This is a genomic window from Stenotrophomonas sp. GD03794 (assembly GCF_029842145.1).
Lineage (GTDB): Bacteria > Pseudomonadota > Gammaproteobacteria > Xanthomonadales > Xanthomonadaceae > Stenotrophomonas > Stenotrophomonas riyadhensis.
In genome coordinates, this window is sequence record NZ_JAOCFV010000014.1 from 43,257 (window position 1) to 64,535 (window position 21,279).

18 protein-coding genes and 1 pseudogene are annotated in these 21,279 nt (G+C 67.9%); 12 read left to right on the forward strand and 7 right to left on the reverse strand.

Translation table 11 applies throughout. The features are described 5' to 3' along the window. Window positions 1-62: 62 nt before the first annotated feature. Window positions 63-1,037, reverse strand: a complete 975-nt coding sequence (dmeF, locus tag N5D91_RS10015) for a CDF family Co(II)/Ni(II) efflux transporter DmeF (protein ID WP_180854852.1) — start codon at window positions 1,035-1,037, stop codon at window positions 63-65. Between the two features lie 50 nt (window positions 1,038-1,087). Here dmeF and N5D91_RS10020 point away from each other — a divergent pair, with 50 nt between their 5' ends. Further along, window positions 1,088-1,372, forward strand: coding sequence for a metal-sensing transcriptional repressor (locus N5D91_RS10020; RefSeq protein WP_110710900.1), 285 nt, complete (start codon window positions 1,088-1,090; stop codon window positions 1,370-1,372). Window positions 1,373-1,379: 7 nt separating this feature from the next. Here the strand turns inward: N5D91_RS10020 and N5D91_RS10025 are convergent. Beyond that, window positions 1,380-1,745 (reverse strand): annotated as a pseudogene (locus N5D91_RS10025) (MerC domain-containing protein); the annotation flags it as partial. Window positions 1,746-1,814: 69 nt separating this feature from the next. Between N5D91_RS10025 and N5D91_RS10030 the strand changes: the two are divergent. Further along, window positions 1,815-3,140: a GTP-binding protein gene (locus tag N5D91_RS10030; protein WP_180854851.1), complete on the forward strand. Its 1,326-nt coding sequence runs from the start codon at window positions 1,815-1,817 to the stop codon at window positions 3,138-3,140. A gap of 78 nt (window positions 3,141-3,218) precedes the next feature. On the opposite strand, the gene N5D91_RS10035 is transcribed toward N5D91_RS10030, so the two are convergent. Together N5D91_RS10035 and N5D91_RS10040 are read right to left on the reverse strand one after the other, a co-directional pair. Further along, window positions 3,219-4,826 carry an ATP-binding cassette domain-containing protein gene (locus tag N5D91_RS10035; protein WP_180854850.1) on the reverse strand — a complete coding sequence of 536 codons (1,608 nt, stop codon included), beginning with the start codon at window positions 4,824-4,826 and terminating at the stop codon, window positions 3,219-3,221. 225 nt (window positions 4,827-5,051) lie between these two features. Then, window positions 5,052-5,951 (reverse strand): LysR family transcriptional regulator, encoded by a 900-nt coding sequence (locus N5D91_RS10040; protein WP_180854849.1) that lies wholly within the window; start codon window positions 5,949-5,951, stop codon window positions 5,052-5,054. A 227-nt stretch (window positions 5,952-6,178) separates the two neighbouring features. Between N5D91_RS10040 and N5D91_RS10045 the strand changes: the two genes are divergently transcribed. Beyond that, window positions 6,179-7,357: a serine hydrolase domain-containing protein gene (locus tag N5D91_RS10045; protein ID WP_180854848.1), complete on the forward strand. Its 1,179-nt coding sequence runs from the start codon at window positions 6,179-6,181 to the stop codon at window positions 7,355-7,357. After that, on the forward strand, window positions 7,354-8,538 hold the full coding sequence (locus tag N5D91_RS10050; protein ID WP_153856189.1) for an MFS transporter: 1,185 nt from the start codon (window positions 7,354-7,356) through the stop codon (window positions 8,536-8,538). Before N5D91_RS10045 ends, N5D91_RS10050 begins: the two co-directional genes overlap by 4 nt. A 336-nt stretch (window positions 8,539-8,874) precedes the next feature. Here N5D91_RS10050 and N5D91_RS10055 read toward each other — a convergent pair whose 3' ends face one another. Continuing rightward, a complete protein-coding gene (locus N5D91_RS10055) occupies window positions 8,875-10,491 on the reverse strand; it encodes an EAL domain-containing protein (RefSeq protein ID WP_153856190.1) in 1,617 nt (538 codons plus the stop codon). A gap of 229 nt (window positions 10,492-10,720) precedes the next feature. Between N5D91_RS10055 and cycA the strand changes: the two genes are divergently transcribed. Together cycA and N5D91_RS10065 are read left to right on the forward strand one after the other, a co-directional pair. Continuing rightward, the gene (gene cycA, locus N5D91_RS10060; protein ID WP_180854847.1) at window positions 10,721-12,094 is read left to right on the forward strand and encodes a D-serine/D-alanine/glycine transporter; all 1,374 of its coding nucleotides are present in this window, start codon (window positions 10,721-10,723) and stop codon (window positions 12,092-12,094) included. Between the two features lie 280 nt (window positions 12,095-12,374). Continuing rightward, entirely contained in the window at window positions 12,375-13,151 is a 777-nt protein-coding gene (locus tag N5D91_RS10065; RefSeq protein ID WP_153856192.1) for a lytic transglycosylase domain-containing protein, read from the forward strand. A gap of 97 nt (window positions 13,152-13,248) precedes the next feature. Here N5D91_RS10065 and N5D91_RS10070 read toward each other — a convergent pair whose 3' ends face one another. Then, window positions 13,249-14,769 (reverse strand): tetratricopeptide repeat protein, encoded by a 1,521-nt coding sequence (locus tag N5D91_RS10070; RefSeq protein WP_180854846.1) that lies wholly within the window; start codon window positions 14,767-14,769, stop codon window positions 13,249-13,251. A 164-nt stretch (window positions 14,770-14,933) separates the two neighbouring features. Here N5D91_RS10070 and N5D91_RS10075 point away from each other — a divergent pair, with 164 nt between their 5' ends. Beyond that, window positions 14,934-17,015 carry a gluconolaconase gene (locus N5D91_RS10075; protein WP_180854845.1) on the forward strand — a complete coding sequence of 694 codons (2,082 nt, stop codon included), beginning with the start codon at window positions 14,934-14,936 and terminating at the stop codon, window positions 17,013-17,015. On the opposite strand, the gene N5D91_RS10080 is transcribed toward N5D91_RS10075, so the two are convergent. Then, window positions 16,993-17,400 (reverse strand): YciI family protein, encoded by a 408-nt coding sequence (locus N5D91_RS10080; protein ID WP_005412102.1) that lies wholly within the window; start codon window positions 17,398-17,400, stop codon window positions 16,993-16,995. The genes N5D91_RS10075 and N5D91_RS10080 overlap by 23 nt on opposite strands. A gap of 786 nt (window positions 17,401-18,186) precedes the next feature. On the opposite strand from N5D91_RS10080, the gene N5D91_RS10085 reads away from it, so the two are divergent. From N5D91_RS10085 to N5D91_RS10105, 5 genes are all read left to right on the forward strand, one after another. After that, on the forward strand, window positions 18,187-18,600 hold the full coding sequence (locus tag N5D91_RS10085) for a YciI family protein (protein ID WP_180855047.1): 414 nt from the start codon (window positions 18,187-18,189) through the stop codon (window positions 18,598-18,600). A 71-nt stretch (window positions 18,601-18,671) separates the two neighbouring features. After that, window positions 18,672-19,094 (forward strand): VOC family protein, encoded by a 423-nt coding sequence (locus N5D91_RS10090; RefSeq protein ID WP_110710913.1) that lies wholly within the window; start codon window positions 18,672-18,674, stop codon window positions 19,092-19,094. A 34-nt stretch (window positions 19,095-19,128) separates the two neighbouring features. Continuing rightward, on the forward strand, window positions 19,129-19,539 hold the full coding sequence (locus N5D91_RS10095) for a VOC family protein (protein ID WP_110710914.1): 411 nt from the start codon (window positions 19,129-19,131) through the stop codon (window positions 19,537-19,539). 23 nt (window positions 19,540-19,562) lie between these two features. Next, on the forward strand, window positions 19,563-19,919 hold the full coding sequence (locus tag N5D91_RS10100) for a DUF1428 domain-containing protein (RefSeq protein WP_110710915.1): 357 nt from the start codon (window positions 19,563-19,565) through the stop codon (window positions 19,917-19,919). A gap of 45 nt (window positions 19,920-19,964) precedes the next feature. Further along, the gene (locus tag N5D91_RS10105) at window positions 19,965-21,221 is read left to right on the forward strand and encodes a sigma-70 family RNA polymerase sigma factor (protein ID WP_180855048.1); all 1,257 of its coding nucleotides are present in this window, start codon (window positions 19,965-19,967) and stop codon (window positions 21,219-21,221) included. The last annotated feature ends 58 nt before the right edge of the window (window positions 21,222-21,279 follow it).

A 21,279-nucleotide genomic window follows, 5' to 3' on the forward strand; every position in this document is an offset into this window, starting at 1 on the left:
CGCTGGATTGATTCCGGAGCCCATGAGGTTGCCGGCCAGCGGCCGGCACTACCCGGCGCGGGTCACGCGCTGCGGTGGATCTCCACCGTCACGTGCACCAGCTCTTCATGGATGGCCAGCGCGTTGCGCACGGTATCCGCATCCAGGCGGGCGTCGCTGGTGACCACGCTGGCGCTGACCGCGTACTTGCCGCGGCCGACCTGCCAGACGTGCAGGTCGGCCAGGCGTGCCGGCCACGGGCCCTGCTCGATCACTTCGCGGACTTCGGCCACCACCGGCGCGTCCATCTGCGCGTCGAGCAGGATGCGGCCGCTGTCGCGCAGCAGGCCGATCGCCCAGACCGTGACCAGTACGGCCCCGACCAGGCCCATCACCGGATCCAGCCAGGTCAGCCCCAACAGCTTGCCGCCGAGCAGTGCGACGATGGCCAGCACCGAGGTGGCGGCGTCGGCCAGCACGTGCACGTAGGCCGAGCGCAGGTTGAGGTCGTGACCGTGCGCATGGCCGTGATCGTGGTGATCGTGATCATGCGCGTGGTCATGGTCGTGCCCATGCCCATGATGGTGATGCGCGTGGCCCGGGCTGTCGTGCAGCCACCAGGCACACAGCAGGTTCACGCCCAGGCCGACCGCAGCGATGACGATGGCTTCGTTGTAGTGAATGGGGGCGGGCACCCACAGCCGTTCCAGCGATTGCACGGCCATCAGCGCGGCGACGCCGAGCAGGGCGATGGCGCTGGTATAGCCGGCCAGGATCTCGATCTTCCAGGTGCCGAAGGCAAAGCGCGGGTCGTGCGCGTAGCGGCGTGCGCAGCGGTAGGCGAAGACCGAAAAGCCCAGCGCCAGTGCGTGCGAACTCATGTGCCAGCCGTCGGCGAGCACGGCCATGGAGTTGAACCACCAGCCGCCGACGATCTCCACCAGCATCATGCTGACGGTGAGCCACAGGGCGCGGCGGGTGTTGCGTTCGGCCAGCGGGTTGCCGTCGTCGAAGTGGTGTTCGTGACGACGGGCGGCGGCGAGGGCGTCCAGGTGCATGCGGAGACCAGAGGGTGGAATGATACCCCTATAGGGTATACGATCCACTCATGGCCCATGTACACAAGCATCGAAAGCAGCTGCTGACCCGGGTGCGCCGGATCGGCGGCCAGGTGGCGGCGTTGGAGCAGGCGCTGGACACGCCCGAGGGGGAGGCAGGCGACTGCGCGGACGTGCTGGTGCAGGTCGCCGCGGTGCGCGGTGCGGCCCACAGCCTGCTGATGGAGCTGCTGCACGAGCATCTGCAGGAGCACGTGGTCGGCGCTGAAGACCCGCAGCAGCGGGCGGCGGAGGCCGAGGTACTGGTCGAGCTGCTGCGCCGCTACGGCAAGTAGGCCGGTAGTGCCGGTGCCGCGCGTTCCAGACATGCGTGGCGGCCAGCAGCAGGCTGCCGGTGACGGTCATCGGCGTTTCCCAGTCGTGCGAGGGCAGCGCCAGCGCGCCGGCCAGCAGCAGACCGAGCCCGGCGCCGGCAGTGGCCCAGGCCAGTACGGGCAGCGGGTGACGGCGCTCGGCGCGCCATAGTGCGTAGCCGGTCAGCGGCAGGGCGATGGCCACGAACAGCAGGTGCACCCATTCCGCCTCGGCCCAGGTGCCGAACAGCGGCAGTGCGGCGGCAAGCAGGGGCAGCGCCAGGCAGTGCAGCAGGCACAGGCTGGACAGGGCGACCGCGCCGGCATCGAGCAGGGCGGCAGAAGGCGACTTCATCGGGGGAGGTTCCTTGCGCAACAATTGTTATACAGTAACATTTCCGTTCCGCAGCCAACCCGCTCCGACATGAACACTGTTTCCCGCGCCGACCGTCGCCTTCCGGTCACTGTGCTGTCCGGCTTCCTGGGGGCCGGCAAGACCACCCTGCTCAACCAGATCCTGCGCAACCGCGAGGGCCTGCGCGTGGCGGTCATCGTCAACGACATGAGCGAGGTCAACATCGATGCGCAGCTGGTGCGCGAAGGTGGCGCCGAACTGCGCCGCACCGAAGAGACGCTGGTGGAGTTCAGCAACGGCTGCATCTGCTGCACGCTGCGCGACGACCTGCTGCAGGAAGTACGGCGGCTGGCCGATGCCGGTCGCTATGACTACCTGCTGATCGAATCGACCGGCATCGGCGAACCGATGCCGGTGGCAGCCACCTTCGCCGTGCGCGACGAGCACGGCTTCAGCCTGAGTGACATCGCGCGGCTGGACACGATGGTGACGGTGGTCGACGGCAGCGCGTTCCTTGCCGACTTCGGTTCGACCTTGCGCCTGGCCGAACGCGGCCAGCAGGCCGGCCCGGATGACGACCGCGGCGTGGTTGATCTGCTGTGCGAGCAGGTCGAGTTCGCCGATGTGATCGTGGTCAGCAAGGTCGACCAGGTGGATGACGAAGTGCTGCAGGACACGCTGGCGGTGCTGCGCGGGTTGAACCGTGATGCCAAGCTGCTGCTGTCCAGTTTTGGCGACGTGCCGTTGCCCGAGCTGCTGGATACCGGCCGCTTCGATATGGAACGTGCACAACGCGCGCCGGGTTGGGTGAAGGAGCTGCGGGGTGAGCACACGCCGGAAACCGAGGAGTACGGCATCGGCAGCTTCGTCTACCGTTCGCGGCGTCCGTTCCACCCCGCGCGCTTTGCCCGCGCGCTGCAGTCGGGCATGCCCGGCGTGATCCGCAGCAAGGGCTGGTTCTGGTTGGCCAATCGCATGGACTGGGTGGGCGAGCTGAACACCGTGGGTGCAGCGACGCGCACGCAGGCGGCGGGCTTCTGGTACGCAGCGCGCGACCGCGTGCGGGCCGGGCTGGAAGACACCACGCCGCTGTTGCCGCCGACGCCGCTGCCCTACAGCGACCTCGGCTGGGCACGGCAGCAGGCCGACTGCTGGAGTGCGCCGCTGCCGGGGCTGGAGGAATTCCCGGACAGGGCCGCGCATTCGGCGATACAGCGGCTGTGGCACCCGCTGTGGGGGGATCGGCGCCAGGAGCTGGTGGTGATCGGCGTGCACATGGACGAGCGCGCGGTGCGCGCGGAACTGGATGCGTGCCTGCTCAATGACCAGGAGCTGCGTGCGGGACCCTTGTTGTGGCAGCAGTTGCCGCAGTCGTTCCCGGCGTGGAAGCGTTGACGGTGCATTGAGGATCCATGGGTTGCCGGCCAGCGGCCGGCACTACCCGCCATGCATCCATCCACGCATGGCGTGGATCTACAAGGCATCGCGCCACTGCCAGCCATCGGCGCCTACCTGCAACACCTGCGTCGGCTGCAACGCCTGCAGCAGATGCAGGTCGTGGCTGACCATCATCAGGGCACCCGGCCATGCCGCCAGCAGTTCTTCCAATGCCTGCAATGCGCTCAGGTCCAGTGCATTGCCAGGCTCGTCCAGCAGCAACAGCTGCGGCGCGGGATCGGCGTACAACACGCGGGCCAGTGCGCCTTTCACCCGTTCGCCATCGCTGAGGCTGCTGGCGGGGCGCTGGATGCGCTGTGCGTCCAGACCCAACAGGGCCAGGCGGGTGCGCAGCTCCCCGGGGTCGGCACTCGGGTTGGCGGCCTGCACGCTGTCGAGGATGCTGCATTCGCCGGACAGCCCCAGCAGCTGCTGGTCGAGCAGCGCCAGCGGTGCGTGACGCTGCACGGTCCCATCACGCGCGGACAATTGGCCTGCCAGCACCCGCAGCAGGGTCGACTTGCCGCTGCCGTTGTCACCCACCACGGCAATGCGCTGGCCGCGACGGACATCCAGCTGCAATGGAGCATCGCAGCCATGCGGCAGCACCAAGGCCTCGGCCTTCAGCAGGCGCGTGCTGCCACGTTCCCCCGCACCGGCAAACAGCGCCAGTTCCGGCGCGGTGTGAACCGCCGAGGCCGCAGCGCGCAGCTGATCGGCGCTGGCCTGCAGGCGCTCGGCCTGTACCTGCTGTGCGCGGCCGTGACTGGCTTCGGCGCGCTGCTTCTGCCGGCCGAGCAGGATCGGTGCCTGGTTGGCCTGCTTCGCATCGCGGTTGCCGCGTGCCTGGCGCTGCTGCTGGCGTTCGTGCTGTTCGCGCGCGCTGCGTTGCTGTTGCCGGTGCTGGGCGCGCGCATGGTCGAGCTGCGTGGCAGCCGCGTCACGTTCGGCGGTCCGCGCGTCGGCATAGTGCTGCCACGGTCCACCATAGCGACGCAGTCCGCGCGCATCGAGCTCGACGATCTGCTGCATGTGCCCCAGCAGTTCGCGATCATGACTGATCGCCAGCAGGCCACCGCGCCACTGCTGCAATTGCTCGTACAGCTGTTGGCGATGGCGTGCGTCGAGGTGGTTGCTGGGTTCGTCCAGGATCAACCAATCAGCACCGCTGGCCCAGGCGCCGGACAAGGCGACCTGCATCGCTTGGCCGCCGCTGAGGCGCGCGGCCGGCTGGGCGGGATCGAGGTCGTCGGGAAGCTGCAGTGCCCGCCATTGCTGCTGCAGGCGTTCGCGCAGATCCCAGCGGTCGCCGACGCAGGCGAAGTCGGTCTCGTCCACGCTGCCGGCTTCGATGCGTTGCAGCGCGGCCAGTTCCGCGCCGACGCCGGCCAGTTCACCGACCGTGCCGGCGGGTGGATAACCGGGCGTCGGCAACAGGAACACGCGGCCACTGCCGCGAACCTGGCCGTTGTCGGGCAGCAACCGGCCGGCCAGCAGGCGTGCGAGCACGCTCTTGCCGGCGCCGTTGGCACCGACCAGGCCGGTAGCGACCGGTTCGAAGGAAAACGTCAGATCGGAAAACAGCGGACGGCCGTCGGCCAATCGATACGACACGCGATCGAGCGTGAGGGAATGCGGGGTCATGCGACCTCCATGGATGCCGGGTTCTCCCCTGCGCGCAGGGGCGGGAAGAGTCAGGCCGTCTGGTGGGAAGACGGCGGCATCAATGGCGCATTGGTCGCGAGCCTCTGGGAGGAATGAGGGGGCAGTATAGCGGGGCTGGCTGAATGGTTTGATGGCGCGACTCTACAAAGGCATCCACGCATGGCGTGGATCTACTGTGGGCCGGGCATGGTGTGGATCGATGGACTAGGGCACGGTTTCCAGGCGTGCGCTGACGAAGTCGATGAACACGCGCAGTTTCGGCAGTACGTGGCGGCCCGAGGGCCACAGCAGGTGGAAGATGCCGCAGGAATGCACGTGCTCGTCCAGCACGGTGACCAGGCGGCCATCGGCCAGTGCATCGCGTACCGAGTGCACTGGCACGAACGCCAGGCCGATGTCACGCAGGGCCAATGCCACGCGCGCTTCGATGGTGTTGGCCACCATGTGCACCGGCAGCTCCTGCGGGGTTTCGTCATCGGGCCAGTGGATCGGCCATAGCTCCAGCTTGCCGGTGCTGGGGAAGCGATAGTGCAGCAGCGTGTGCTGCATCAGTTCGGCCGGCGTGCGGGGAATGCCGCGCCGCTGCAGGTAGGCCGGCGAGGCGACGATGCGGCGTGGGAAGACCCCCAGGCGCCTGGCGTTCATGCGTGAGTCGCTGGGCTCGCCGACGCGCAGCACGGCATCGAAACCTTCCTCGATGACATCGACCAGCCGATCGCTGAAATCCAGATCCAGGCGGATGTCCGGGTACGCGGCCATGAACTCGGCCATCAACGGCAGGGTCAGGTCGCCGACCAGGGGCAGGCTGATACGCAGCGTGCCACGTGGGGAGGCATGTGGCTGTGCCAGCTCGGTACGCGCGGCATCACGCTCGTCGAGGATGCGCCGGCAGCGTGCCAGGAACAGCTGCCCCTCGGCGGTGAGGGTGATGCTGCGTGTGCTGCGATGGAACAGGCGCACGCCCAGTGCGTGCTCCAGCCGCGCCACGCACTTGCCGGCGGCCGAGGCGGAAATGCCCTGCAGGCGCCCGGTCTCGACGAAGCTGCGGGTATCTGCGGCGTGCACGAAGGTCTGCAGATTGGCGAGGTTGTCGAGGACTGACATGGGTATGCGGGCGATGAAAGCAGCAGGGTAGGAGGGGCGACCGCGGCGGGTGGCTCCGCCATCGCAACACTGTGGTGCGGGGTGGCGGGGGGACCGTTGCGGCCTTGCAGTTCCGGCCATCATGCCGATTGCGGACTGCACGGTCCATGATGCCCGGAGCGGCAACCGGCTTTTTGCGTGCTGGCGTGCTGCCTAACGTGGCGGGCCTCTCCCCACGGATCACCGCGATGAACGCTGCCCTTTCCCTTGAACCCACGCCGATCCTGCCGTCGGTGCAGCGGCTGCTGCAGCAGGTCCACCCGCAGCGCCTGGTCGGTGCGGTGGTGTTGGTACGCGAGTACGGTGTGCTGCGTCATGCCAGCGCCAGCGGCCTGGCCGATCGCGAGTCGGCCACGCCGATGCAGCGCGACCAGCTGTTCCGGCTGGCATCGGTGAGCAAGCCGCTGCTGACCACGGTGATCCTGCACCTGGTGGCCGAGGGCGTGCTCGACCTCGACGCGCCGGTGCAGCGCTGGCTGCCGGATTTCCGCCCGGCCCTGGCCGATGGCAGCACGCCAGCGATCAGCCTGCGCCAACTGCTCAGCCACAGTAGCGGGCTGGGCTACCGCTTTCTGGAAGCCGACGCCGACGGCCCGTATGCGCGCGCCGGTGTCAGTGACGGCATGGATGCCAATCCCGTGAGCCTGGCGGACAACGTGCAGCGTGTTGCCCAGGCACCGCTGTTGTTCGCCCCCGGCAGCCAATGGATGTACTCGTTGGGCGTTGACGTGGCCGGTGCGGTGGCCGAAGCCGCGACCGGTGAAACGCTGCAGGCGTTGTTCGCACGCCTGTTGGCCACGCCGCTGGGCCTGCGCGATACCGCGTTTGCCATCGACGATGCTGCGCGGCTGGCCACGCCCTATGTCACCGACATGCCGCAGCCGCATCGCCTGCAGGAGGGCGAGGTGGTCGCGCCGTTCGAGGGGACGGTGGGTATCGACTACAGTCCCGCGCGTGCCACCGACGCCAGCCGTTTTGCTTCTGCGGGTGCGGGCCTGGTCGGCACGGCCGATGAGGTGATGACCGTGCTGGAAGCACTGCGCGACGTGCAGGCATCGGGCCTGTTGCCGGTCGCGCTTGCTGCGCAGATGGCCACCCCGCAGGTGGGCGAGCAGGGGCCGCCGGAACCGGCCGGCTGGGGCTTCGGCCTGGGTTTTGCGGTGCTGCGCGATGCGGCGGCCAGTGGCACCCCGCAGCGCGAAGGCACGTGGCGCTGGGGAGGTGCCTATGGCCACAGCTGGTTCGTCGACCCGTCGCGCGGGCTGAGCGTGGTGGCACTGACCAATACCCTGTACGAAGGCATGGATGGTGCCTTCGTCGACGAACTGCGTGATGCGGTCTATGCCGATCTGGAGGCCGTGCGATGAGCGGCCATGCCATCGATGCGGCCAGCCCGGCCGGTGAGGCCACGCGCCTGCCGTGGGCAGGCCTGCTGGCGCTGGCCGGCGGCGGCTTCATCACCCTGCTGACCGAGACCCTGCCGGCCGGTGTGCTGCGGCCGATGGGTGAAAGTCTCGGCGTGAGCGACGCCGCGGTGGGCCAGCTGGTCAGCGTGTATGCGCTGGGTTCGGTGATGGCCGCGTTGCCGATGACCGCGCTGACCCAGCGCCTGTCACGACGCCCGTTGCTGCTCGCTGCGATCGCTGGCTTCGTGGTGGTCAATACGTTGACCGCACTGAGCAGCAGCTATCCGCTGATTCTTGCCGCGCGCTTCCTGGCGGGCGTGAGTGGTGGCCTGCTGTGGTCGCTGGTGGCGGGGTACGCAGCACGCATGGTAGTGCCCTCGCTGCAGGGCAGGGCGATTGCAGTAGCGATGGTCGGTTCGCCGCTGGCGTTGTCGCTGGGCGTGCCGGCCGGTACGTTGCTGGGCCAGCAGATCGGCTGGCGCTGGGCGTTTGCGCTGATGAGCGTGCTGGGCGTGGGCCTGCTGGCGTACGCGCGCTGGGCACTGCCGGCGCTGCCAGCAGCCGGTGCCGGTCAACGTACGTCGCTGGGTACGGTCTGGCGCATGCCCGGCGTGCGCAGCGCGCTGCTGGTGATGGTGTTGTACGTGCTGGCGCACAACGTGCTCTACACCTACATCGAACCGTTGGCGGTGGAGGCGGGTGCCGGCCCGTGGCTGGACCGCCTGCTGCTGGCCTTCGGCGTGGCGGCGATTGCCGGTATCGGTATTGCCGGCTGGGGCGTGGACCGTCATCTGCGCACGCTGGTGTGGGCGGCCGTGATCGGTTTCGTCCTGCCGGTGCTGACCCTGCTGCTGTGGCCAGGACAGGCCACACCGCTGCTGCTGGCGACGATCCTGTGGGGCGTGGCCTTCGGGTCGGTCGCGACCCTGTTCCAGACCGCGCTCGCACGCCGAGCCGGTGCCGCCGCAGACCTGGCGCAGTCGATGCTGGTGACCGGCTGGAACCTGGCCATTGCCGCCGGTGGCGTAGCGGGCGGTGTGCTGCTGCAGGCCAGCGGCCCGAGCTACCTGGGCTGGCTGCCGTTGCTGCTGCTGGCGGTGACCGTGGCCTGGCTGCTGGCACGGCCGAAAGCCTGGGCGTAGGCGCAGACCCGACGTTACCGAGGTGCCGGCCAGCGGCCGGCACTACCGTGGTCCACGCCATCCACGCATGGCGTGGATCTGCCGAGCGCAGCGACCCGCGTTTGCTTTTGCTTTTGCTTTTGCTTTTGCTTTCTTCTGTTGATTCCGTGGTGGGACGCCGCCGCAATGTGTCCGTGGCCGGGTGGGTGGGTTGCGCAGGGGCGTGAGCCGCATGGATGCGGCGACCGAGCTTACATGGACGTACTTGCAGCGCCCCCTGCGCGACCCATCCACCCGGCCCCAACTGATGGATCCACTGGGCGCGACCCACCACGAGGGGCTCTGCCGTTGGCCGTCCTACTCGATCCCCTCACGCTCGATCGGCACGCTGCGCGGATTCTGCATGTGCTCCCGCGCCGCACCGTATCGCTGCTGCCGCTTGTGGTGGAACGCCACGAACTCATCACGGGGCAGCGGCCGCGAAAACAGCCAGCCCTGCCCGAACTCCACGTGCCGGCTGTGCAGGTAGGCCAGCTGCGCCTCGGTCTCCACGCCCTCGGCGACCACCCACAGGCCCAGTTCCTTGGCCATGTCGATGATGTGCGGGGTCACCGGGCTGGTCGCGCTCTCGGTGCCGATCGCATCGATGAACGATTTGTCGATCTTCAGCGCATCCAGCGGCAGCTGTTCCAGGTACTGCAGGCTGGAGAAGCCCACGCCGAAATCGTCGATGGCCACGCTGTGACCGGCACGGCGTGCCTGCGCCAGCATCGTGCGGGCGCGGTCCAGGTCGAGGAAGCCGCGCTCGGTGGCCTCCATCCAGATCTGCTGCGGCAGGATGCCGCTGCCGGCCATGTGCTTGGAGATCATCTTCAAGGCACGGCCGCTGCTGATGTCCTCGGCGGCAAGGTTGATCGCGATGTGCGCACTGCGGTCGGCCACCAGCAGTTCGCGCATGTCGCGCACCACGTTCTCGATCACCAGGTCGGTCACTGCCGCGATCATGCCGGCCTCTTCGGCCAGTGGAATGAACAGGTCCGGCCGCACCTGGGTACCGTCCGGACGCTGCCAGCGGATCAGGGCCTCGGCGCCAACGCAGATGCCGGTGTCCAGTTCGATGATCGGCTGGTAATGCAGGTACAGCTCGCGGCGACGGATGGCGGTGGCCAGCTCGCCACGCAGCGACAGGCGCCGCCGCGACAGCCAGATCACCAGGCCGGCGCCGGCGGCCGCCAGCAGGAGGCCCAGCGGCACGAACAGCCAGGCCTGCTGGCGGAAGGTGGCGGCCAGCGCAGTGCGTGGCGTGGTGGCGATCGCCAGCCATTCCTCGTTGCGGGCGGTGGCGTAGAGCGTGTTCTGGTCCAGCCCTTCGCCGGGATTGCGCAGCAGGGCCTCCAGCAGTGCCGGGTCCATGCCGTCCTGCTTGGCCAGCAGGCGCCCATCCGGGCTGGCCAGCGCCAGGCGCACATGCGGATCCACGATGACATCGACGAAGCGGCGCGGATCGACCAGCACGTCGTAGGAACCGTACAGGATCGACAGTACCTGGCGACGGCCGCTGGCTTCGGGACGCACGTCCACCGCAATGCCGGCGCCGTCACTGGTCACGTGGTCGGCCTTGGGCTGGTTCACGTCGGAGCGGAACGGGCCCCACGAGGTGCAGCGCAGCTTGCCGCCTTCGAAGTAACCCATCTGGTCGGCCGACGGCGTGGTCATCACCAGCGTCTGCATGCGCCGGATGTGTTCGTCGTCGCAGCCCGAGGTGGTGCTGGCCTCGGCCGATTTCAGCGCAGCCAGCGCCTCGTGGTAGGACAGGTCGGAACGGCGCAGGGTGCGCAGGGCGATGTCGTGCAGCCGTTGCTGTTCGACACTGATCGTGCGGTCCCAGGTGGCGTAGGCCATCACCGCGATCGGCAGCGCCGCCGCCAGCAGCGCCAGTGCGGTGCCGCCGATGATCACGCGCAGCCGACTCATGGCCGGAGCTCCAGCGGGGCGGGCAGGGCAGGAGGCATGGGCGGGGCCGGTCCTTGGGCAGATGCGGCTATCTGAGCATGGCGCCGGGCCGGGTGGAATGGGACGAATCAGGTATTGGGTCACATTGTGATGAAAGCGGCCAGGTTTGACGTGATCGGGCCGTCCGGCGCTGGCGCTCCAGGCCGTAGAGGACTACCGTCGGACGCTTCGCCCGCCCTTTCCCGCGCCCATGACCGAGCCCGCAACGCCTCCCGAGCACCTGCGCCGCAGCCTGTCCAACCGCCACCTGCAGCTGATCGCCATCGGCGGTGCCATCGGTACCGGCCTGTTCATGGGGTCGGGCAAGACCATCAGCCTGGCGGGCCCGTCCATCGTCTTCGTCTACCTGATCATCGGCGCGATGTTGTTCTTCGTGATGCGCGCGATGGGCGAGCTGTTGCTGTCCAACCTGCAGTACAAGTCGTTCATCGATTTCTCCACCGACCTGCTCGGCCCCTGGGCCGGCTTCTTCTGCGGGTGGACGTACTGGTTCTGCTGGATCGTCACCGCCATTGCCGATGTGATCGCGATCGCCGCCTACGCGCAGTTCTGGTTCCCCGGGCTGGACGCATGGATACCGGCATTGGCCTGCGTACTGTTGTTGCTGGCGCTGAACCTGGTGACGGTGAAGCTGTTCGGTGAAATGGAATTCTGGTTCGCGCTGATCAAGATCGTGGCGATCTGTGCGCTGATCATCACCGGTGCCGGGCTGGTGGCGTGGGGCTTCACTTCGCCCAGCGGCCACACCGCATCGCTGTCGAACCTGTGGAATGACGGTGGCATGTTCCCGATGGGGCTGGTCGGCTTCTTCGCGGGTTTCCAGATTGCGGTGTTCGCCTTCGTCGGCATCGAGCTGGTCGGCACCACGGCCGCCGAAACTGCTGATCCGGAACGCAACCTGCCGAAGGCGATCAACTCGATCCCGGTGCGCATCATCATCTTCTACGTGCTGGCGCTGATCGCGATCATGGCCGTCACTCCATGGCGCCAGGTGGTGCCGGACAAGAGCCCGTTCGTGCAGCTGTTCGTGCTGGCCGGCATTCCTGCCGCCGCAAGCCTGATCAACTTCGTGGTGCTGACCTCGGCCACGTCCTCGGCCAACAGCGGTATCTTCTCCACCAGCCGCATGCTTTATGGCCTGGCCGAAGAGGGCCACGCACCGCGCGGGCTGTCGCGCCTGTCGCGCGCGGCAGTGCCGGCCCGTGGCCTGTTGTTCTCCTGCCTGTGCCTGCTGGGCGGCACCCTGCTGATCTACCTGATCCCGAACCTGGTGACCGCCTTCACCCTGGTGACGACGCTGGCCACCGTGCTCTTCATCTTCGTCTGGTCGTTGATCCTGGTGGCCTACATGGTCTATCGCCGCCGCTACCCGGAACGCCATGCGGCATCGATCTTCAAGATGCCCGGCGGCGTCGCCATGTGTTGGGCCTGCCTGGTGTTCTTCGCTGGCGTGCTGGTGCTGCTGAGCCTGCAGGGTGACACCCGCCAGGCGTTGATCGCCAGCCCGGTGTGGTTCGTGCTGCTGGGCGTGGGGTATTGGGTGCGGCGGAGGACCGCGAAGTAACCCGGCGTCTTCGTTCCATTGATTGATCCAGAGATCTTTCTGGAGTGGGGTCAGAGCCCGTTGCTTAGCAACGGGATCCGACCCCGGCAGGTCGCGGGACATTATCGAAGGCGGGGTGGGTCCGGTTGCGGGAGTGTCCGCCTCCTCGCAGGAAATCGGTCGTTGCCGTTGCTGTTGAGGTTGCCGGCCAGCGGCCGGCACTACCGCGGGTGCAGGGCGCAGCCCTGCCGGCCCCCCATTCACCCAGCATTAGCGGGCGCGGCCGGATGATCCGCCCGCCATGTCCCGCCACCCCTTCCTGCTCGCGCTGTTGCTGCTGCCCAGCCTGTGGCCCGGGTTGGCTGCAGCGCGCACCGTCTATCGCTGCGTGCAGGGCAACACCGTCAGCCTGGCCACCGCACCGGAGCCGGGCTCGCGCTGTACCGCGAAGGAGATCGACGACAACGCCATCCAGACCCCGAACCTGTGGGGCAACATGGGTGTTTTCAGTGGCGTGCTGTACGAACGCGAACAGGACGGTGTGCTGGTCTACTCCACCCGCAACCTGCCCGGCTCGCGGGTGTTCCTGAAGTTCACCGTGGCCACGCCGCCGGGTGAGCCTGCCCACGAAGGCCTGGGCAAGGTGGGCAAGCCGCAGCTGGCGCAGCATGCCAAACAGTTCAAGGCCGCCGCCAAGGCCACCGGCGTGGATGATGCGTGGCTGCGCGCGATCGCCCATGCCGAAAGCAACTTCGATGCGCTGGCGGTGTCCAGCAAAGGCGCACAGGGCGTGATGCAGTTGATGCCGGACACCGCGCAGGAGTACGGGGTGAATGATCCGTTCTCGCCGCAGCAGTCGATCGATGGCGGCGCCCGCTACATGCGGGCGCTGCTGCGTCGCTATAACGGCGACCGGCCGCTGGCCGCTGCCGCCTACAACGCCGGCATCGGCGCGGTGACCCGCTACAAGGGCGTGCCGCCCTATGCCGAAACCCTGGCCTATGTGGACAAGGTGATGGCGCTGTACGCGCGCTACCGCGAAGCGATGGGCATCCGTACCGAGGTGCCGGCGCGCTAGGCCAACGGTGCTGCCCGCACGTGGCGTTGTAGAGCCGAGCCCATGCTCGGCTGTTGCACCTCAGCCGAGCATGGCTCGGCTCTACATGAGAGCTTGCTCAGCGCGAGGTCGAGCTGCCGACCAGTTCGTAGCGTTCGATGCGGCCCATGCGGGCGACCTCGGCCTGTACGTCGGCGCGCTGCTTCAGCGCACGCCAGGCAGCATCGATCTTCACGTCACCCGGCAGCGACGGATAGGTGCGCATGTCCTGCAGGCTGGCCAGCGCGTCGTCGCGATCAAGGGGTGAACGCAGCTGTTCGATCAGCACTGCGGCGGCGCCGTCCAGGTTGCCTTCGTCCAGCAGCATCTCGCGATGGAACAGGCGCGCGTTGTCGCGCTCGGCAAGGATGGCGTCGCGCGCGACGTCCATCGCCTTGCTGTCGCCCCGCTCGCGAGCGGCGGCGAACTGTACCAGCGCCTGTGCGGCCCTGCCGTAGCCCGCCAGGCCCTGGATGCCGTTCACCGCCTGCGCGGCATCCTGCATGCGGCCCAGTGAAGTGAACACGAAGCCGAGATTCAGCTGGTGCTCGATGCCATCCGGGCCGAGCGCACCGATGCGGGCGGCCTGCTGCGCTGCAGCCAGGGCATCGTCGATGCGGCCCAGTCGGCGCAATGCGGTGATCCGGCTGTTGAGCAGCCATGCCACCCACTCGGCTTCCTCCGCCGAAGGAGATTCGCCCTCTGCGGCCGCACGCGCCATGCCATCGGTCAACGCCAGCACTTCCTCGTTGCGGTCCAGCATCAGCAGCGTGCTGCTGAACTGCGCCATGCGCGCATCCAGCTTGCGATCCAGCAGGCCGGATACACGCAGTGCGTCCAGATGCTTCTGTGCAGCCTGCACGGGATCAAAGCGTGGATCGGCACGATCGACATAGGGATCGAAGCGCTTGTCACTGCGCAGCCGGATGATTTCGGCCGGGCTGTCGATGCGGGCCAGGGTGGCCGGCACGTCGTTGCCACGGCCGTTGTCGACCTGCAGCGTTGCCAGCACCAGCCACATCGCCGTCGGTTCCAGGCCGCCGCTCTTCCAGCCATTGTGGAACAGGGCCTGCAGCAGTTCCATGCGCTGCTGCGGTTGCTCGCGCAGGCGGTATTGCAGATAGTTGATGGTCTGGTGCTCGAGTGGCAGCGGCGCGTCGGCATGCGTCAGTGCCTGCACCAGAAGCCTGGTGGCGGGAGCGGGCTTGTTCTCGGACAGCTCCAGCGACATCAGGGTCAGCAGGATCTGCGCATCGTCCGGCAGCGCTTCCTGCGCGCGCAGCAGGTAGCGGCGGGCCTGGTCCGGCTTCTTCTGCACCATCGCGGTCCAGCCGGCCACCTGCGCGGCGCGGCCGCGATGTTCAGCATCGAAGTCATCCAGCATCGGATCTTCCATCAGCCGTTCCATCGCCATCAGTGCGCCCAGCGTGTTGCCACTGCGCGACTGTTGGATCGCCTCATCCCATCGCGTGGCATAGGCCTGGTGCATCGCATCGGCGGTGACGGACGGCTTCTGTGGCGCCACCGTGATCGAGGCGGAGGCCGGCGTGCTGGCCAGTGCAGCCACCAGCAGGGCGGCGAGGGGGAAGACGCGGGGCATGGAGGATCTCCATCCGTGGGAAGAGCATTGAACCCGCTGTGGCCAACGAGAACAAGCGCGACGCATGGAACTCTGGTATCCGGCAGTACGATTGGCCGTGGCGGATCGCGTCTCCAGCGTCTATTGTCGGTGCCTCTTCAAGCAGCAGGCAGGCGCGCAGCACGATGGCACGGTGGCAATGGATGGCGGCAGGCGTGGCGCTGGCAACGGCGGTGGCATTGGCTGCAACCTGGTGGGAGACCCCGCTGCACCACTTGGCTGAACCGGCAGGCCCAGCGCCCACGCCGCTGGCCTGGACCGCGCAGATCGAGCCGCTGGCCGGCGATGGCCACCTGGGTGATCGTGACGGCGCATCTGCCCAGGCCCGTTTCGCCGACCCGTACGCGTTGCTGCGCAGTGCCGATGGCAGCGTCTATTTCACCGATGCCGGTGACAACAACCGGATCCGTCGCCGCCTGCCCGATGGCCGCGTTGAAACCGTGGCCGGGCAGGGCGAGGGGCGCATCGATGGCCCGGCGCTGCAGGCCAGCTTCAATACGCCCTCGGGGATTGCCGCCGATGCACAGGGCAACCTGTACGTGGCCGACACCGGCAACCATGCGATCCGCCGCATTGGCACTGATGGCCAGGTGACCACGTTGGCCGGTGGCGAACAGGGCTACGCCGATGGCCCTGCCACGCAGGCGCGGTTCGATGCGCCGATGGGCATCGCGGTGGACGCGCAGGGCCAGGTCTACGTGGCCGATACGTTCAACGATCGCATCCGGGTAATTGGCACCGATGGCAATGTGCGCACCCTGGCCGGCGGCGAGCGCCCGGGTCTGGCCGATGGTCTGGCGGGCGATGCACGCTTCGATACCCCGGTGGCGCTGGCCTTCGATGCGCACGGCGCGCTGCTGGTGGCCGACCTGTTCAACAACGCGGTGCGTCGGGTCGGTGCCGATGGCACGGTCAGCACGCTGCTGGGCGATGGCGGCGTGATCAATGGGCCGCTGTCGCTGGCCACCACGCACGACGGCGTGCTGTACGTGGGTGACCTTGATGGCCGCGTCGTGCAGGTGACACCGCAGGGCCACCAGATCGCGCTGGTGGGCAACGGCCGCCTGCCACGCCTGGCCCGCCCGAGTGGGCTGGCGATGGATGCCGACGGCAGCGTGCTGGTCGCCGATTCCGCCAGCTATCGCCTGCACCGCCTGCGCCCGCTGCCGGTGGGTGACCTGCCGGCACCGGCGCTGGTCGGGCCCGCTGCCGATGCAGCGTTGCCGGACACCGGTGGGCGCTGGCCATTGGCACCGCAGGACGGCTGGCATGAGGTGGTCGGCACGCTGGGCGAGGTGCGCGGCAACTTCAAGGGCGAGAGCCGCCACCACCTGCATGGCGGTTTCGATGTGCGCGGTGATGTCGGCCAGACCGTGCTGGCGATCGCCGATGGCAAGATCAGCAGCCCGGTAGCGGCGTGGAGCCTGGGTGGGCAGGCCGAGGGCCTGGCCGTGGACCGCCTCAAGTACATTCACATGCGGGTCGGCCGCACCCCGCGCGACCAGCCCTTCGATGCGCGCTGGCAGGCGCTGTACGACGAGCAGGGCAAGCTGGAACGGATGCGCGTGCGTCGCGGCATGCGCATCCACGTCGGTGATCGCCTGGGCAGCATCAACAACCAGGCGCACGTGCATCTGGCCGTAGGAACCGGCGGCTTCGAAACCAACGCGGTGGCGCTGGGCTTCCACAACTACGCCGACCACTTCGCGCCGCGCATCACCGATGTGGCCCTGCTGGACGACAACGACCAGCCGATGACCGCAGGCAGCGACGGCGTGGTGATGGTGGCGCGGCAGGGCCGCGGCGTGCAGATCGTGGTCGAGGCCTGGGACCAGGTCGACAACAACCTGCCGCGCCGCCGCCTGGGCATGTACCAGGTGGGCTACCAGATCCTTGATGCTGCCGGGCAGCCGCTGCAGGGCTACGAGCAACCGCGCTGGAACATCGTGTTCAACCGGATGCCGCCGCAGAACGAAGCGGTGCGCGTGGCCTACGCGCCGGACAGCGGCATCACCGTGCATGGCAGCGCGGTGACCCGCTTCCGCTACCTGGCCACCAACACCGTGCGTGATGGCCTGATGGAAACCGGGCGCTGGCAGCCCGCGGCATTGCCACCGGGCGAGTACACCGTGCGCGCCAGCGTGCGCGACTACAGCGGCAACGAAGGCGTGGGCCCGCGCGAGATCAGAGTACGGCTGCTGCCATAGCCGCAGCCGGGGCGCCGCAGCGTTCGCGCTCGGCGTCCATGTCTTCCAGCGGCCGCACCTCGATGCTGCCGAAGCGTGCCCACGGGAAATCGCGGGCGATGCGCATGGCTTCGTCGCGGTCGCGGGCGACGATCAGGTTGAAGCCGGCCAGCAGTTCGCGGGTTTCGGCGAACGGGCCATCCAGTACGCGGCTGTGGCCATCGCGCACGCGCAGGGTCTGCGCGGTGTCGACCGGCTGCAGCTTCTGTGCGGCCAGCAGCGTGCCTTCGGCCTGCAGTTTGTCGGCGTGGGCCAGGCAGTCGCGCATCAGCGCGTTGAATTCTTCGGTGGGCAAGGCCTGCAGCAGGGCAGGCTCGATGTAGATCAGAAGCAGATACTGCTGCATGGCACGGTCCAGGCGGGGGCGGGGTGTCCATGATGGCGCAGGTTTGCCTGCCGGCATGCTGCAGCGCGAAAGGCCGCCTGCGGCGGGTGATCGGCGAACGGCGGAGCCCCTCCGTGGTGGGGCTACAGTGTGATTCTTGGGCTTGGCCGGGTGGGTAGGCGGGTCGGGGGACGCCGTGAACCCGTCCATGGGGGCTTGGCCGCGGCATCCATGCCGCGGACACCCCCGCCCCGCCTACCCACCCGGCCCTGGACAGGTTCCCGCGGCGCCCACCACGGAAAATCACAAACAAGAGCAAAAGCGGGTCGCTTCGCTCGCAAAGCCGAGGCCGCCAGCCAACCGCTGTTGTTGTTGCCTTTGCTTCTGCCGTTTCTCTTGATCTTCCCGTGGTGGCTCGGCTACCGGAATCTGTCTGGGCCGGGCGGGTGGGGTTGGCGGGGTATCCGCGGCATGGGCCCGAGGCATGCCTCGGGCGGGTTGGGCAAGACGCCCAACCCCGGTCTTGCCGTGTGCGCAGGACAGCGCACACGAGCAAGCCGCGGCTAAGCCCCCAAGGATGGGTTCACGGCGTCCCCGCCAATCCCACCCGCCCGGACCATCCACAGGAAACCAGTTTTCAGCGACCAACCCAACCCCACCACGGAGGGGCTCCGCCGTTCGCCGACCCCCGCCGAAGGCGCGCTTTCCACGGAAGAAATAATTCTCAGAGAACGTGTCGATTCCCAGCCCCCTGGTTCGTTGTAACCAGTGAAGGGCACGCACCACGCGTCCCCACGGGAGACCGCAATGAAAGTGATGGTGATCGTGAAGGCCAACGCCGACTCCGAAGCCGGCCGCATGCCCAGCGAACGGGAATTGTCCGAAATGGGCGCCTTCAACGAACAACTCGTGGCCGCCGGCATCATGCTGGCCGGTGAAGGCCTGCATGCCACCCAGCGCGGACGTCGCATTCATTTCGGCGGCGGCGCGCCCAAGGTCGAGGCCGGTCCGTTTGGCCCTGCGGGCGAACAGATCGCCGGTTTCTGGTTGTGGGACGTGCGCTCGCTGGACGAGGCGGTCGAATGGGCCAGCCGTGCGCCCTTCGGCAGTGGCGGCACGCTGGAGCTGCGCCCCTTGATCTCCGCTGAAGACTTCGGTGAGGCCTTCACCCCCGAATTACAGCAGCAGGAACAGCGTCTGCGTGCACAGCTGGAAGGCTGACCCGTTACCTGCTTCACATCTGCCGGGCATGCCCGGTGTCACCCCCCTGCAACACTCAACGGAGTAGTGCGATGAGACTGATTCCCTTCCTTGGCTTCAGCGGCCAGGCCCACGACGCGATGGCGTTCTATGCCAAGGCACTCGGTGGCCAGGTCACCTCGGAAATGAAGTACCGCGACATGCCGCCGTCCGATGGCATGCCCGGCTGCAACGAGATGCCGGCGCAGACCCTGGACCATGTCGCACACAGCCAGCTGGAGATCGGCAGCGCCATCCTGATGGCGGCCGACGGTCCGGGTGGTGGTGAGGGGGGCTCGACCACCATCAATGTCGACGTCGACAGCATCGAAGAAGCCGAACGCGTGTTCGCGGCGCTGGCCGAAGGTGGCCAGGTGCAGATGCCGATCGCCGAAACGTTCTGGGCGCACCGCTGGGGCATGCTGATCGACCGCTACGGCAAGCCGTGGATGGTCAACTGCATGAAGCAGCCCTGATCCCTCTTTCTTCCATCCACAAGGAGCTTCACCGATGAGTGCACCGCAACCGCAGATGATCTTCGTCAACCTGCCCGTGCAGGATCTGAATGCCTCCAAGGCCTTTTTCGCCGCGCTGGGCTACAGCTTCAACCCGACCTTCACCAACGATGATGCGGCCTGCATGGTGATCAGCGAGAGCATCTACGTGATGCTGTTGACCCAGCCGTTCTTCAGGCAGTTCACCAACAAGTCGATCGCCGACGCACATCAGCAGACCGAAGTGATCACCTGCCTGTCAGCCGACAGTCGCAAGGCGGTGGATGTGATGGTGGACAAGGCGCTCGCGGCGGGCGCCAGCGAGCCGCAACCGGCGCGTGACTATGGCTTCATGTACCAGCGCGGCTTCCAGGACCTGGACGGTCATCTCTGGGAAATCGCACACATGGACGGCGAGCCGGGCTGACGGTCGCCGCAGGGAGACACCTCATGGCTTACGTGGATGCTTACGTGCTGCCGTGCCCGCAGGACAAGGTGGCGGCCTACCGCCGCCTTGCCCGCAAGGCCGGCGCGGTGTGGAAGGACCATGGCGCGCTGCAGTACATGGAGTGCGTGGCCGACGACGTGGAGCCGGGCAAGAGCACCTCGTTCCCGCGCGCGGTCAAGGCAAAACCGGGCGAAACGGTGATCGTCGCCTTCGTGGTGTTCCGTTCGCGCGCGGCGCGCGACCGTATCAACGCGAAAGTGATGGCGGACCCGCGGCTGGCGTCGCTGGGCCCGAAGGACATGCCGTTCGACACCAGGCGCATGTTCTGGGGCGGCTTCAGGCCCATTGTCGAAGCGTGAGCCACGGCGCTTGTGCGGGCCACGCGTGCGTGCTGTGATCGGCGCATGCTTGATCCCGCACTGACGCAGCGTCTGGAAACCCTCTGGCGGATGGAGTCGCCGGTGTTGATCGCGCGCCTGGCGCGGCTGCTCGGTGGCGATGTCGGCCGTGCCGAGGAGCTGGCCCAGGACACCTGGCTGGCCGCGCTGGAGCGCTGGCCGGAGCAGGGCATCCCGGACAATCCCGGAGCCTGGCTGATGACCACCGCGCGCAACCGTGCCATCGATGTGCTGCGCCAGCACCAGCGGGTGGCGCAGCAGCATGCGCAATGGGGCGAGGAACTGCATCCGGCCCCCCTGCCGGCGCCGGATGACAGCCAGGCGCTGGAGGATGACCTGGGTGACGACCTGCTGCGGCTGATGTTCGTGGCCTGCCATCCGGTATTGCCGGCCGACGCGCGGGTGGCATTGACCCTGCGCCTGCTCGGTGGCCTGACCACCACCGAGATCGCCCGTGGTTTCCTGCAACCCGAGCCCACCATTGCCCAGCGCATCGTACGTGCCAAGCGCACGCTGGCGCAGAAGCAGGTACCCTATGAAGTGCCGCGCGCGGAGGCGATGCCCGAACGGCTGGCCTCGGTGCTGGAGGCGATCTACCTGGTGTTCAACGAAGGCTATGCGGCCAGCGCCGGCGATGACTGGATGCGCCCGGCGTTGTGCGAGGAGGCGCTGCGGCTGGCGCGCATCCTGGCGCACCGGCTGCCGGTGCCACCGGTACTGGGCCTGCTGGCGCTGATGGAACTGCAGGCATCGCGTGTGGCGGCGCGGACCGATGCGGAGGGTGCACCGGTGCTGCTGGACCAGCAGAACCGGGTGCGCTGGGACTGGCTGCAGATCGAGCGCGGGCAGCAGGTGCTGGCACGTGCGCTGGCCGCCGGTGGCGGCGATGATCCTTATGTGCTGCAGGCACGCATCGCGGCCTGCCATGCGGCCGCACGCCGCGCTGAAGCGACTGACTGGCCACGCATTGCCACGCTCTATACGCAGCTGCTGCAGGTGCAGCCGTCACCGGTGGTTGCATTGAACCGGGTGGTGGCGGTGCTGCGCAGCGAAGGTGCCTTCGCGGCATGGGCGCAGCTGCAGCCGTTGCTGGACGATGCGCGACTGCGCGATTACGCACCGTTGCAGGTGGTGCGTGGTGAGCTGCTACAGCAGCTGGGTCGCCTTGAGGATGCCCGCAGTGCATTTGCCGCCGCCGCCGCGCTGACCGGCAACACGCGCGAACGCGAGCACCTGCTGTCCCGCGCGCAAGCACCAGGATGACCATCGGGGTCAGATCCCTCTCCCGTCGGGAGAGGGATCTGACCCCGCCTTTCCGAAT

Coding starts and splice junctions, on each gene's coding strand:
- dmeF (WP_180854852.1), bottom strand. CDS start 1,037: ATGCACCTGGACGCCCTCGCCGCCGCCCGTCGTCACGAACACCACTTC.
- N5D91_RS10020 (WP_110710900.1), top strand. CDS start 1,088: ATGGCCCATGTACACAAGCATCGAAAGCAGCTGCTGACCCGGGTGCGC.
- N5D91_RS10030 (WP_180854851.1), top strand. CDS start 1,815: ATGAACACTGTTTCCCGCGCCGACCGTCGCCTTCCGGTCACTGTGCTG.
- N5D91_RS10035 (WP_180854850.1), bottom strand. CDS start 4,826: ATGACCCCGCATTCCCTCACGCTCGATCGCGTGTCGTATCGATTGGCC.
- N5D91_RS10040 (WP_180854849.1), bottom strand. CDS start 5,951: ATGTCAGTCCTCGACAACCTCGCCAATCTGCAGACCTTCGTGCACGCC.
- N5D91_RS10045 (WP_180854848.1), top strand. CDS start 6,179: ATGAACGCTGCCCTTTCCCTTGAACCCACGCCGATCCTGCCGTCGGTG.
- N5D91_RS10050 (WP_153856189.1), top strand. CDS start 7,354: ATGAGCGGCCATGCCATCGATGCGGCCAGCCCGGCCGGTGAGGCCACG.
- N5D91_RS10055 (WP_153856190.1), bottom strand. CDS start 10,491: ATGAGTCGGCTGCGCGTGATCATCGGCGGCACCGCACTGGCGCTGCTG.
- cycA (WP_180854847.1), top strand. CDS start 10,721: ATGACCGAGCCCGCAACGCCTCCCGAGCACCTGCGCCGCAGCCTGTCC.
- N5D91_RS10065 (WP_153856192.1), top strand. CDS start 12,375: ATGTCCCGCCACCCCTTCCTGCTCGCGCTGTTGCTGCTGCCCAGCCTG.
- N5D91_RS10070 (WP_180854846.1), bottom strand. CDS start 14,769: ATGCCCCGCGTCTTCCCCCTCGCCGCCCTGCTGGTGGCTGCACTGGCC.
- N5D91_RS10075 (WP_180854845.1), top strand. CDS start 14,934: ATGGCACGGTGGCAATGGATGGCGGCAGGCGTGGCGCTGGCAACGGCG.
- N5D91_RS10080 (WP_005412102.1), bottom strand. CDS start 17,400: ATGCAGCAGTATCTGCTTCTGATCTACATCGAGCCTGCCCTGCTGCAG.
- N5D91_RS10085 (WP_180855047.1), top strand. CDS start 18,187: ATGAAAGTGATGGTGATCGTGAAGGCCAACGCCGACTCCGAAGCCGGC.
- N5D91_RS10090 (WP_110710913.1), top strand. CDS start 18,672: ATGAGACTGATTCCCTTCCTTGGCTTCAGCGGCCAGGCCCACGACGCG.
- N5D91_RS10095 (WP_110710914.1), top strand. CDS start 19,129: ATGAGTGCACCGCAACCGCAGATGATCTTCGTCAACCTGCCCGTGCAG.
- N5D91_RS10100 (WP_110710915.1), top strand. CDS start 19,563: ATGGCTTACGTGGATGCTTACGTGCTGCCGTGCCCGCAGGACAAGGTG.
- N5D91_RS10105 (WP_180855048.1), top strand. CDS start 19,965: ATGCTTGATCCCGCACTGACGCAGCGTCTGGAAACCCTCTGGCGGATG.